We start from the raw sequence: 13,664 nt of genomic DNA, 5'->3' as shown, positions 1-13,664 counted from the left end.
AATGATAATGATTTACATTTATTCACCTTTCTTTATAATGGCTCGCGTATCTAATTCAGTTCCAAAGCGTCTAGCAGTTTCACAATCCTGTAAGCGCTTCTTTATTCATCAAAATAACGGATTTATTTTATGTGCTCTTTTAGATTTTCCCTACCTTTTTTAAGTCTTTTACTTTCGTTCAGCTCCATCAATTGCGCCTTAGCCAGCGCTAAAGACGATACCCGTCATATCGAGGTCCTCACGGTAACCGGACAAAAACTCAATAACAGAGACTATCGCGTTGAGTCTTTAAATTCCGCCACCGGGCTGGATTTGAACCACCTTGATACCCCACAATCTGCCATTGCTATTAACCAGCAGCGTATGCAAGACCAACAGTTAACCAGTCCAGTTGAGGCGATTGGTGCTGTCACCGGGATCAGTATTCGCGAGGCGGATAATGGCAAGTTTTCCATTCGAGCGCGCGGTATTGGCGTCAACAGTATTTTATACGATGGTATTGCAACCACCTACGACACCCGTTTCAACTATGGAGATAACTTAACCGATACAGCAATTTATGAACGCGTTGACGTGGTACGCGGTGCCACTGGATTAATGTTAGGAGCCGGTAACCCTTCTGCGGCTATCAACCTTATCCGCAAACGCCCAACCGAGGTCGCTCAGGTTAATGTCTCTGCTTCACTGGGCTCATGGGACTACCAAAGAGCAACCGTTGATGCCTCTGGGGCACTGAGCCAACAAGGGGGAGTTCGTGGTCGAGTTGTTGCTGCCTACAGCGATCGTGAATCTTTCCAATCGCGCTTTGCACAAAGCCAAACCACTTTATACGGCGCAGTTGAAACCGATATTGGTCGCGCTAGCTTATTACGAGTAAGTGCTGACTATCAATATACCGACCCAGAAGGAACCATGTCTGGAGGGATGCCGATATTTTATAGCGATGGTAGTCGCACGCAATACGACCGTGGCACTTCAACGGCACAACCTTGGTCATCATCAAAAACCCAAGCGCTTAATTCGGTGGTGACGTTTGAGCATCACTTCAATTCACATTGGCAACTCTCAGCCAGCTATATATATGGCGATAACGACTTAGAGTACGATGTCTGGTGGGTACGCGGAAACCCCGATCGGGAAAGCAATGAGGGCATGGTCCCCGGCTCAGTTAACTTTATTGACGCCGAACGAACGCAGCACACAGGCGACATCGAGCTACTGGGCCAGTTTGACTGGCTAGGCCAATCGCATCAGCTGCTTGTGGGTTGGAATCAGCAAAAGCAAGAATTTGCCACGCCTTACTACCCAGCAATCAACGCCCCAACCCAGGTCGGTGATTTTCGCCAAGATGATTATGCATTCCCTGCGCCGCAGTGGGCTGACACCGCCGCTTACGGCTCGTATGGTGAGACCGAGCAACAGTCAGCCTATGTGGCTGCACAGTTGAAACCAACGGCATCATTGTCGGTAATTAGCGGTGTGCGCTTAAACCAATGGCAAACCGATACCGATAATTTCGGCCGGGCGCATGATTACTCACTAAACGACGAACTCACTTACTATTTAGGGCTGTCTTACGCGCTCACCGATAACTGGGTTATTTATGCCAACAGCGCTGATATTTTCTCACCACAAAGCTTAATTGGCGAGCAAGGCCAATATCTCGACCCGGTGCAAGGAGAAAACCTCGAGTTGGGTATTAAAGCCACCTTGTTCAACGACAAGCTCGATGTTGCTTTTTCAGCCTTTCAAATCGACCAAGATAATGTTGGTGAATACACTGGCGAGACCATTCCAGGCACCACGCAGCGTATTTATAAAGGCATTGACGGCACCCGCACTAAAGGCGTAGAGCTCGAACTTAACGGTGCTATCACCGAAAATTGGCAAGTGTATCTGGGGTATACTCATGCAGAGGGCGAAACACCAGAAGGCGAGATATTAAACTCAACCAACCCAGAAGATCAGATTAAAGTCTTTTCTACCTATGATTTTTCCGGCGCCCTAGCTGGCTTAACCCTCGGTGGTGGCATTAACTGGCAAAGCGAAACCTTTGATGAAGTTTCCAACCCAGTGACCGGCCCAGTAGAAGTAGGTCAAGGTGGCTACGGTATCGCCAATATCATGGCTCGTTATGCTGTTTCTGAGCAACTTACGCTCAGCATTAACCTCGATAATCTCTTTGATAAACGCTACTACAATCAAATAGGTTTCTACGATCAATACCGCTACGGCGCGCCACGCAACTTTAAAGCCTCAGTGCGCTATCAGTTCTAAACCCTTATCGAATGTTCTTGGTGCGCTGCCTTGCAGTGCACCACTTTGCCCTACTCCCTACACCACTGTGGTGATAACACGTTGCAAGTGCACGACTTTTCGGGTCACGACCGTGAATTTACGCTAAACTTAGGCGTGATAGTGACTGTACTTGGTGTATAACAACTAAACCCTAGAGGCTCAGCACGGGTGCATCCTTTTTTTGATGCGCGCCAACTAACTTTGGGAGAGGCAATGCAAGGTATTGACGAAACATTACTGTCACAGCTAGAAGCTGGATTTAAGCTGCCTGTTAAGCCCGCCGCATTAGAGCAGCTGCAAGCGGAGTTAAACCGCAACGATCCCAGTATTGATGTTGTTAGTGAGCTTATTGCCACCGACGTGGCGATGTCAGCTACCGTGCTTCGCGTGGTAAATTCACCCAATTTTGGTAAAGAAAAGGAAATCACCGATATTAACTACGCGGTGATTCTCTTAGGCCTCAATACTATTAGCCATATTGTCTCCCGCTATTTGCTCAAACAAGTATTTCGGCAACAAGGGTGCTGTATTTCCCTGGCGCGGTTTTGGGATACCTCAACCGAGATCTCACGCTTATGCGTTTACATCGGCCAAAGCTTAACGCGAAGCTTGCCTGCTGATAATTTACAAACATTGGGGTTATTTCATGATATCGGCATTCCCGTGATGGCGATGAATTATCCTGATTACGTGAACGTACTAAACGAAGCCAACGACAACGTCCATGCATCGTTGACTCAGCTTGAAGATAAACGCTATCCCTGTAATCACGCCATCCTTGGTTTTTACATGGCCCATTCTTGGCATTTACCGAAAGTGCTGTGCAATACCGTGCTTCGCCATCATGATTTAGACTTTTTAGATGAACACCAAAGCAGTGAAGAAGAGCGCTTGTACTACGCCATTTTAAAGGTGGCAGAAAACATTGCTCATACCCACAAACGCTTTCGTAGCATTAATAATTGGTCCAGTATTGAAAGCCAAGTATTAGCCACTCTGGGGTGGCAACAAAATGAATATCAAGCCCGTTTGGAAGCTGGAGAGTCACTACTGATATTTAATGCCAATTGAGCATGCTACACTTTGGGCAAACAGCACAATAAGGACGACACATGCTTGAATGCCACAGCGACAAACCCATTACGCTGATTGTGGGCTCTAAAAACCCAGTAAAGATCAATGCCGCCAAAGCCGCCCTTGCCACCTACTTCCCGGATAGAGACATTATTTGCCAAGGTGTGGACGCTCCCTCAGGAGTTGCCGATCAACCTTTAGGTGAGGCGCAAACCCTGCTTGGTGCGCACAACCGCATTCGTTATTGCCAAGCGCATTATCAAGGTGATTATTACATGGCTATGGAAGGCGGCGCCGCGCAGTTCGACTACGGGGCGGCCACTTTTGCCTTTGTGGTTATCGCTCATGGCGACGAGCACAGTGTCGGACGTAGCTGCAATTTGCCGCTGCCAAAGCACTTATACCAAAAACTAGAGCAAGGCCAAGAGCTTGGCAATGTGATGGATGAGGCTTTTGCAACCAAGAATATTAAACAGCAAGGCGGTGCTATTGGCTTGTTAACCCAAGGCCACGCCACCCGTCAAAGCAGTTACCAACAGGCCTTGTTACTGGCAATGGCGCCTTTTAATCACAGTGAGTTATTTGCGAGTACACGTTAATTATGCGCTACCCTTGGATTCTTTTTGATGCCGATGAAACCCTGTTCCACTTTGATGCTAAAGCGGGCTTAACACACATGTTTGCCCGCTATGAAGTGGACTTTGCTGATGCTGATTATCGCACCTTCGAAGCCGTAAATCGGCCATTATGGGTGGCATATCAGGACAACACCATCACTGCGCAGCAGTTACAGGAACGCCGCTTCGAGCAATGGTCAGAGCGCCTAGGCGTGAGTGCTCGAGAGCTAAACTTACGATTTATGGAAGCGATGGCAGAAATTTGCCAACCCCTGCCCGGTGCAATCGAGCTGCTTAACGCGCTACAAGGTAAAGCGAAGCTGGGCATTATCACCAACGGTTTTACTGAACTACAAAGCGCCCGATTAGAAAAAACCGGCTTAAAAGGCGCTTTTGAGTGGTTGGTTATTTCTGAGCAAGTCGGCTATGCCAAACCTCATATGGCGGTATTTGACCATGCCTTCGCGCTAATGGGTCACCCACCAAAAGAGCAGATACTGATGGTTGGCGATACGCTGGAATCGGACATTGTTGGCGGCATCAATGCGGGCATCGATACTTGCTGGCTAAATCGCCATGAGAAACAGGCTCCTGAGCATATGACCCCAACCTATGAAGTAAAGTCGCTGTGCCAGCTAAGAACGTTGCTACTGTAACGCCGAGCCTACCAATATAAAAAATGCCAGCACATGGCTGGCATTCACACACGGGAATATTTCTAATGGAATAGAAATTAGTTACTTCCAAGAGGTCATCTTGTGACCTTTGAGGGCATAGAACAGGAAGAATACATAGCTAGGTAACATCACCCAATACGCATTTTGCTGTCCTTCTGCGGAAATTGTTGAACCGGTTGCTAAACTCAAAAACACTGGGCCGAACGCCCCACCAGCAATCCCCATTACTAATAGGCCTGAGCCAACGCTAGTCAGTTTGCCTAAGCCCGATAATGCCAGTGGCCAAATTGCTGGCCATACCACAGCATTAGCTAGACCACACAAAGCGAGCATCAGTACCGTGTCTGGTAGTGCAGGCCCACCAAAAGGCACTAACAATGCTTGCGCTAACACTGTAGAGTCGCGACTCACTGAGGTAATACCAATCACCAAGGCAAAGCCGAGAATTGCTGAGCCACTGAGTGCGGCTTGCTGGGAAATAACGCGCGGAATAAGAATAATCCCGAGAATATAACCCGCCACCATGCACACCATAGTGTAAGAGGTCATCACCCCGTAGTTTTCCACGCCGAGAGCGAGTGCATAAGAGCCAATAGTATCACCGGCGATCACCTCAACTGCGACGTACAAGAACAGGGCCATCACGCCCAGAGCCAAGTTCGGGTGCGCTAATGCGGCTTTAACCTGACCTTTACCACCTGCTTGCTCTTCATCATCGACCAACTCAGGCAGCGGAGAATATTTAACAGCTAACGCCAACGCACCGATAAACAGTGCCATGCCAACGTAAGGCCATACTAAGCTGTTAGCCATGGCATCAATATCATCTTGGCTGAGCTCTTTGCCCACTAAACCGGTAAAGTTGCTAATAATCAGTGCGGTAAACACCATAGGCGCAAACACCCCTGCACCTTTATTTAAAATGCCCATAATACTTACACGTGCTGCCGCTGACTCTTCAGGGCCAATGCGCACGACATAAGGGTTAACGGCTGTTTGCAGCAAGGTTTGCCCTATCCCCATCACCAATTGGGCAAATAAGAACAATGCAAACACTTGGGTTTTGGCGGCCGGAATGTATAAGAACCCCGCGACCATCATGGTTGCCATACCCAGTGCCATGCCATTTTTATAGCCGATTTTCTTGATCACCAGTGCTGAGGGCACAGCCGTAAAAGTAACCGCGATATAGAAAGAAAATAGAATAAGCGAGGCCTGAAACGGCGTCAGCTTCAAAATTTGTTGGAGGTAAGGCATCAATGAGCCATTGAGCCATGTTGCGAACCCTAGAATAAAAAACAGGGTCGCGACAATGGCCATAGGCACAAAGTTGCTTTGCTTTTTAGTTGTTGACACTGTTGCTTCCATAAACTCTTCTCGTTGTCGATATAGATAACATCAAAACTAAGCAGATCATATAGTTATCTCTACCGTTTCGATGGAAGCTGACTTCAAAGCCAGCATATAAGTAAGCGCACAAGCTCACCGAATATAAATATTATTGTTATAGCCGCGCTTTTTTCACAGCACGTTAGGATAAAACTAACGCCTAGTTCACAAAAATGACAGCGCTGCCATAAACTGTACGTCAAAAGCGTTTATTTTACCAGCAAGAATTTTGTAAGCCTGATAAAGGGCTATATAACAAAGAGTTGGCTTAATTATGCCGGGTTACAAAGGTTATGAACCGGCGCTTTGCGCTATCTATATGCAATGAGTGGAGGGATACAAAAAAGGCATCGCCTCGCAGCCATGCCTTTTTATGTATGCGGTGATTAACGCACGCTAGTGGTGCGACTGATTTGATTATTCACCCGTGAGCGCAGTAACACCTCAGCGTTCGCACTGACAGTGACCGACTGCTTATAAGGCTGCCAAGTGCTGCCGTTATCTAGGCTGTATTCGATGCTTAGCCCAGGGTAGGCGCTGTTAGCCACCAACTTACCCTGCTCAATCACACCGCCAGGCACCGGTAAGTGCAAGGTAATGCCATCACGATCGAGCTTGTACAGCTCCTTTATTGCTAAGGCACTGGCAAAGCGCTGCCAATCCTGCTGGCGTGCGCGAGAATCGGGTTGCTCTCCTTCCCACTTCGCTTTGTGCCATGCACGTTCAGCGACCGCAAGCATACGGGGGAAAACCATGGCTAAGACTTGTTCTTCGGTACGGATCGTTTCAGACCATACCTGCCCTTGCATTCCCAACACATTTTCAGGCTTTTCCAAGGCTGGCATCGGTCGCCCCACCAAGGCTTCGAGATTATCTATTTTATCGCGGGCGCGGGTATAATCAGCATTGGCATAAAGGTCGTCAGGCATATAACCAAACACTTTCTCGGTATCGGTGTAGCGCGTTGCCCAGTAATATCCGCGCTCTTGTGGGTGCGCTTCATAAGGGTGGTCAAAATATAAGTGTGTGCCATGGGAGAGGATCACTTGATAACCGGCGTTAGCCAAGCGATAGGCACGATCGGCGACGCCCCATTCCCAAATATTGTCCCAGGCGTTGGTAAAGAATACCTCGTTGGGGTATTCATCGCGGTTAAACGGGTTGACCTTGTCGTACATAATGCCGTCTTCCCACACCCCAGGGGCAATGCCGCGCTTATGCAGCAACTGCGCCACCCGCTGAGTAAAGTAGGGTTTTAAATCAGCCACTCCGGCCACCCCATTGTTGGCTTCGGCAAATAGCGCTTGGCATGCGGGAGAGCCGATCCAAGAGCCAGCTCCAACTTCATCACCGCCGATGTGCAAGTAGCGAAGTTTAGTCCCCGCTTCACGGTACATTTGCTGTAACTCATAAGTGACTTTATCCATAAATGCATAGGTTGAGTCCAAGCACACATTCATTGAGTTATCGGTGTAATTTTGCACCGTGATATAGCTGGAGGTGTCTTTTGGGTCACTGAGCAGATAGCGGGTGGCGGCACTTAAATCAACCTGACTAAATTCTTGAGTATCGGGTTGTGGGTTAGTTAGAGAGCCTTGAGCGTATTGCTCTGCCTGCTGCTTAAGGCGACGATAACGCGCTTCCATCGCTTTAATAGAGGCACGAGCATGGCCGGGCCCCTCAATTTCTGGGATGATCTCAATATGGCGGGCTTTGGCAAACTGCAATAGCTCGATAAAGTCGGCGCGACTTAAGTAGCCATTGCCAGAGCCTGACTTAAATGGCCCCGTGCCCAACTGCGTAAGCAAACAGCGATTTTCTTGTAGGTCAAAACAACGATACGCGCCAATTTCAGTAAGCTCGGGTAAACCAGGAATTTCTAAGCGCCATCCCTCATCTTCGGAAAAATGCCAATGTAAGCGGTTCATTTTATAGCGCGCCATTTGCTCTACGAGCTTGAACATCGCTGCCTTACCATGATAATTACGGCCATTGTCGTAGTGCATGCCACGCCAGCCATAACGGGGATTATCGCGCACTTCAAGGTTCGGTAATGTTGCCTCTCCAGTCGCTGGTAACAGCGCCAACAAACTCTGCATACCATAAAAAGCACCGGCATTATCGTGGCCCACGATGCGGATAATGTCGTCATCAATTTCCAGGTAATACCCTTCGGGCTCACCTACTTGAGCATCCACGCTGAGCTTAATAACTTTATCTTCGCCAGCATTAAGGTGGTCGGCCTGAGCGCTGAGGTTCAAGCCATATTTGGCTTTAAGATCCGCAGTGAAGAGCGCAACTTCCGAGCTTAACTGTCCGGCAAAGCTGATACTCCAGCTCTCGTCTAACACCGCACTGCCACGATGGTAATCCACCTCTTGTGGCCTAGGAATAATCCGTTTAACTGCTTGTTCAGCATCGACCTTGGTTAAACCTTGGTTACGCTCAAAACGCACCTTTGCATCAACCAAGATGGTTTTATCTTCGGGGTTGTTGTAACGGCGGAGCTGCTTGGGCTCACTAAAAGGGGTAACGAAGTCACTAAAGTCCTCGCTGTCGGTATTAGCAAAAATGGCAGGCTTAGTATCCTTAGCAACAACAAAGGCACGGGGCATAAAGTCACTGTAAGCGACTATCCATACACTGGCTTCAAATGGGATCACTAGGGTTTCACCACTGGCTAAACCGGCAAAGTCACTGGTGGGGATTAATCGATGTAAGTCGCCATTAACATGCTCAATACGCAGCCCTTTAACGCTTTGCTCCTTCATTTTGCGCACGTTATGCAAGTAGATTTGCCAATCTCCCTGGCCTGCCGGCAGCGCCACATCGGAGCGGTTAGTCAGGGTAATGCTGCCAAGAAAGCTGCTGTCTTTGTTGTGGAAGTTGTCTTCTACCGCGAACATAAACTCGGTATTCGCAGCAAACTGGTTAACTTGCTCTTGGCTCAGCTGAGCCTGAGCCGCAATGGGGAGCATTAAGGCGGCGATAAGGCGTTTTCTAAACATGGTGACTCATTCCTTCCCTTGTTGGTGTTATTGTTTTTTTGGCTGATTATCGACCATCATATAAAATTCACAATGACAGCGCTATCATTTATCGACTATTTACATCCGCTGATAAAACACAAAGGCGGCCGAAGCCGCCTTTATCAATTAATACAATCTGCCTGCTAGGGTATCAATATCCCGCCGCATGACCGTCTTTTCTGGTTTCAGAGGCGCCGTAATAAACTCCGTTTTCCGGGTCACGCATAATCGCTTGATAGCCTCCGAATGGCCCCACTGCGCCTTGCAGGGTATGACCTTTTTTCATTAGCTGACGCTGCGTTTCCATACTAAAGCCAGTTTCGAGTGATACATAGCCGCCGTCGGTCATCACTTCATCGGTGGGCTGGCTGGAGCCCGTATGTAAGATCCGAGGCGCATCGCCCGCTTCTTGCAAGTTCATACCAAAATCAATCATATTGATGAGGATTTGCGCGTGCATTTGTGGCTGTGTTGCCCCTCCCATCACCCCATAACTCATGTACGGTTCGCCATCTTTGGTCACAAAGGCAGGAATAATGGTATGGAACGGACGCTTGCCGGGTTGGTACTGATTAAAATGCCCGGGCTGCAACGAGAATAACTCTCCTCGGTTTTGCAGTACAAAACCCAGCTTTTCGGGGGTCATGCCTGAGCCCATACCGCGATAATTACTTTGAATGAGCGACACCATGTTACCGTCTTTGTCTGCGGTCGTGAGGTAAATAGTATCCCCCTCTACCGGCCCAGCTTGATCGCGCTTCGCCGCTTTATTGGGGTCAATCAACTTGCGTCGCTCGTCGGCATAGTCTTTAGAGATCAGCCGTTGCACAGGAATGTCATTAAACGCAGGGTCAGCATAATATTTAGCGCGATCAGCAAAGGCTAACTTCTTCGCCTCGACAAAAGTATGAATATACTGCGCACTATCAAAGCCCATGGCGGCAATATCATAGTCTTCAAGAATATTAAGGATTTGCTGTGCCGCGATCCCCTGACCATTCGGCGGCAACTCCCATAGCGTATGACCACGATAGGTGCTGGCCACCGGCTCGACCCATTCGCTAGTATGGTTCGCTAAATCTTCATAGCGCAAATAGCCACCGTGGGCTTGCATATAACGGTCTATTTCTTTGGCGATTTTGCCCTTATAAAACGCATCACGCCCGCCCATGGCTAGCTGTTTATAGGTATTAGCCAATGCCGGGTTTTTAAATATCTCGCCTTTTTTTGGCATTTCACCATCAGCCATAAAGACTTCTTGGAAACCCGGGTATTGAGCCCGCGCTGACACACTGCGCTGCATGTAATAGGCAATCAATTCACTGACCGGAAAGCCGTTTTCTGCATACTCAATGCTCGGCTTTAGAATTTTTGCCATGCTCAGCGAGCCAAACTTTTTATGTAGCTCAAACCAGCCATCGACAGCACCGGGCACAGAAACCGGTAAAGGCCCATAGCTGGGGATTTTACCTTCCTCAGCGGTGAGTTTCTTTAGTTCCTCGAAACTCAAGCCTTGAGGCGAGCGCCCTGAGGCATTCAAACCATAAAGTTTGTCATCCTCAGCTGAATACACAATGGCAAATAAGTCGCCGCCGACTCCGCACCCTGTGGGCTCGACTAGGCCAAGCGTGGCATTGGCAGCAATCGCAGCATCAATAGCATTACCGCCTTGTTTGAGAATATCTAAGGCCACCTGTGTGGCCAGCGGTTGGGAAGTTGCTGCCATTCCTTGCGTTGCAATCACTTCCGAACGGCTGGCAAAGCTATGGCCGGTAATACGATCATAAGCCTGGGCCACCCCAGATAATACACTGAGCGAAATCCCTGCTGCGCATAGTCCTAATGTTATTCGCTTCATACTCTACTCTGTTGTTTTTTTAGTCGCATAATTAACTTAGTGATAAATCGACAGTGAAGCAATGTCTTTGCGGTCGCCAACATAAAAAAGCCCAGCAATTGCTGGGCCTTGTAGCGATTAATGGAAATTACCAAATCTTAACGCGATCTTCGGGTTTGATGTACATCTGATCCCCTTCTTTGACGTCAAAGGCCTCGTAGAATTCAGGCATGTTTGGCAATACACCAATCACACGGTAGTGACTTGGGGCGTGAGGGTCAGTCATCAAACGGTTGCGTAGCTCTTCATCACGATACTTACGACGCCAAATTTGTGCCCAGCCCATGAAGAAACGCTGCTCACCCGTGAAACCATCCAACTCTGGCGCTGGTTGGCCATTTAATGACAGCTGATAAGCCTTGTAGGCCACGGTTAGGCCGCCTAGGTCACCAATGTTTTCGCCCAGTGTTAGCTCGCCGTTGACGCTGGCATCTTCAAACGGAGCGAAACCGTTAAACTGCTCCACTAATTTCTTACCGCGCTGTTCAAACTGCGCTAAATCCTGCTCACTCCACCAGTTACGTAGGTTTCCATCACCATCATACTTAGCACCTTGGTCATCAAAGCCATGGCCTAGTTCGTGGCCGATCACCGCACCAATCGCACCGTAGTTGACGGCGTCATCCGCTTCTAGGTTGAAAAATGGCGGTTGTAAAATAGCTGCTGGGAAGACAATTTCGTTATTCACCGGGTTGTAATAGGCATTAACGGTCTGTGGCGTCATGTGCCACTCAGAACGATCAACCGGCTTACCTAGTTTCTCGCGCATTTCGTTATACGCCCACTCGCTGTAGCGAATAAAGTTACCCGCTAGGTCATCTGCTTTAATTTCCAGTGCCGAGTAATCTTTCCACTTATCTGGGTAACCGATTTTCGGAGTGAATTTATTTAGTTTTTCTTTGGCGGCCACTTTGGTTTCAGCGCTCATCCACTCTAAGCCGTCAATCGCTTGGTCAAAGCCTTTGATCAGGTTCTCTACCAGCTCCTCCATACGCGCTTTCGCTTCTGGCGGGAAGTTGTCTTTGACATAGACCTTACCGAGCATTTCGCCTAATACGGCATTGGCAGAGTCCACCGCCTTTTTCCAGCGCGGTTTTTGCTCTTCTACGCCACGTAATGTGGTGCTGTAGAATGCGAATTTACGATCGACAAAGTCTTTACTTAACTCATCGGCATAGTTGCTCACAAAGTGGAAAGTCAGGTAATCCTGCCAAGTACCCAGCTCAGTTTCTGCGAAGATGCTGCCAAAGTCCTCAAAGTAAGACGGTTGGCGAATGATCACTTCTTTGCTGTCGATGTCCGATTGCGCTAAGAACTGCGCAAAATCGAATTCACCCGTTAACTCACTGGCCTCGGCTACAGTCATCTTATTATATGATTTGGTCGCATCACGGCTTTGCACTCGGCTCCACTGGGCTTTGGCAAGCTTACTCTCTAATGCAACGATGTCCTGCGCCGCTTGCTGAGCATCTTCAACACCCGCTTTAGTCAGCATATCTGTGATGTAAGTAATATATTCATCACGAATAGTGGCGAACTTTTCTTCATCTTTTAGGTAATAATCACGATCTGGTAGACCTAGGCCTGATTGCGATACATAAAGCGCATATTGGCTAGAGTTCTTGGCATCATTGTTAACATACCAAGCGAATGGCGTGGTACCACCTTGAATGCGAATGTCGGCCATCAGCGATACTAACTCTGACTTATCGCTCACGGCGGCAATGTTCTCTAAGTACGGCTTTAATGGCGTAATACCTTTTTCTTCAAGCGCATCAGTATTCATGTAGCTGGTATAAAATGCGCCTAGCTTTTGCTCATCACTGCCCGCTTTAGCGTCGCTATTTTTAGCTGCTGCTTCAATCACTTCTTTAAGCGCTGCTTGCGACTGATCATATAAAGCGGTGAATGAGCCGTAGTTAGATTTATCACCGGGAATCTCGGTGCGCTCAAGCCACTTGCCGTTAACGTGATAGTAGAAGTCATCTTGTGCACGCACGTTACTATCGATATTTTCAATCTCAATACCTGAACCCAGCTGCTGCGATTTTTTTGTTTCTTGTTTTGCAACTGTTTCTGCTTGTTGATTGTTACTGCTTGACTGTGTTGGCTGCTCACTGCAACCAGTCAAACCTAATGCTAAGGCCGTAGCCGCAGCAACTAAGGTTACTTTATACATGTTGTTGTCCCGATTAGATTAATAGAGTTATTATTCCGACTACGCCATATTAACCTGAACATTTGCTAAACACAGGCGCAGTTTGTAACAATTTATGACTGTTCCAGTAGCTTGTTGATGATCGCTACATTCGCCTCAGGAAAGGCGTAGTCGTTTAAGGCTGCGATATCCACCCAAGCCCCTTGCTGCCCTTCGGCACCATGTGGTTCGCCACTGAAATCGGCGACGATATGAATATGCAGACACACATGCTTATCGCCGTAGTCATGCTCGATGCGCATAAACTCTTCGGTGCTGTGCACACGGATTGCCACTTCCTCGTGTAGTTCCCGGCTCAGTGCTTGGGCAACTGATTCACCCGCTTCAATTTTGCCCCCGGGGAATTCCCACAGCCCGCCCTGGTGCTTATCTTCTGGGCGCTTACAAATATAGGTTTGCGATTCGCGTTTAATAATACCTACGGCAACGTCAACCTGCTTCATAGTACAACTCCATAAACAAAAA

9 protein-coding genes are annotated in these 13,664 nt (G+C 48.3%); 4 read left to right on the top strand and 5 right to left on the bottom strand.

Annotated features, from left to right (window positions below; genetic code table 11):
* The first annotated feature begins 129 nt into the window (after positions 1-129).
* The 4 genes from MHM89_RS07730 to yjjG all read left to right on the top strand — a co-directional run bounded on the left by MHM89_RS07730 (position 130) and on the right by yjjG (position 4,645).
* Positions 130-2,277 carry a TonB-dependent siderophore receptor gene (locus MHM89_RS07730; RefSeq protein ID WP_082342151.1) on the top strand — a complete coding sequence of 716 codons (2,148 nt, stop codon included), beginning with the start codon at positions 130-132 and terminating at the stop codon, positions 2,275-2,277.
* A 234-nt stretch (positions 2,278-2,511) separates the two neighbouring features.
* Entirely contained in the window at positions 2,512-3,369 is an 858-nt protein-coding gene (locus tag MHM89_RS07725; RefSeq protein WP_022946054.1) for an HDOD domain-containing protein, read from the top strand.
* A gap of 41 nt (positions 3,370-3,410) precedes the next feature.
* Entirely contained in the window at positions 3,411-3,971 is a 561-nt protein-coding gene (gene yjjX, locus MHM89_RS07720; RefSeq protein ID WP_138508601.1) for an inosine/xanthosine triphosphatase, read from the top strand.
* Positions 3,972-3,973: 2 nt separating this feature from the next.
* On the top strand, positions 3,974-4,645 hold the full coding sequence (gene yjjG, locus MHM89_RS07715) for a pyrimidine 5'-nucleotidase (protein ID WP_022946056.1): 672 nt from the start codon (positions 3,974-3,976) through the stop codon (positions 4,643-4,645).
* Positions 4,646-4,726: 81 nt separating this feature from the next.
* On the opposite strand, the gene MHM89_RS07710 is transcribed toward yjjG, so the two are convergent.
* The 5 genes from MHM89_RS07710 to mutT form a co-directional block, all read right to left on the bottom strand.
* Positions 4,727-6,034 (bottom strand): sugar MFS transporter, encoded by a 1,308-nt coding sequence (locus MHM89_RS07710; protein ID WP_239408534.1) that lies wholly within the window; start codon positions 6,032-6,034, stop codon positions 4,727-4,729.
* Positions 6,035-6,441: 407 nt separating this feature from the next.
* Entirely contained in the window at positions 6,442-9,063 is a 2,622-nt protein-coding gene (locus MHM89_RS07705; protein ID WP_239408533.1) for a family 20 glycosylhydrolase, read from the bottom strand.
* Positions 9,064-9,235: 172 nt separating this feature from the next.
* The gene (gene ggt, locus MHM89_RS07700; protein WP_130148133.1) at positions 9,236-10,942 is read right to left on the bottom strand and encodes a gamma-glutamyltransferase; all 1,707 of its coding nucleotides are present in this window, start codon (positions 10,940-10,942) and stop codon (positions 9,236-9,238) included.
* A gap of 127 nt (positions 10,943-11,069) precedes the next feature.
* Positions 11,070-13,160, bottom strand: coding sequence for a M13 family metallopeptidase (locus MHM89_RS07695; RefSeq protein WP_239408532.1), 2,091 nt, complete (start codon positions 13,158-13,160; stop codon positions 11,070-11,072).
* Between the two features lie 92 nt (positions 13,161-13,252).
* Complete coding sequence (mutT, locus tag MHM89_RS07690; RefSeq protein ID WP_130148129.1) at positions 13,253-13,642, bottom strand: 8-oxo-dGTP diphosphatase MutT; 390 nt, start codon at positions 13,640-13,642, stop codon at positions 13,253-13,255.
* Positions 13,643-13,664: the final 22 nt, after the last annotated feature.

It is taken from the genome of Pseudoalteromonas sp. CNC9-20 (genome assembly GCF_022347875.1).
In the GTDB taxonomy this organism is placed as follows: Bacteria; Pseudomonadota; Gammaproteobacteria; order Enterobacterales; family Alteromonadaceae; genus Pseudoalteromonas; species Pseudoalteromonas ruthenica.
The sequence above is the reverse complement of the archived record's forward strand: the minus strand, read 5'-3'. Positions and strand labels throughout refer to the sequence as shown.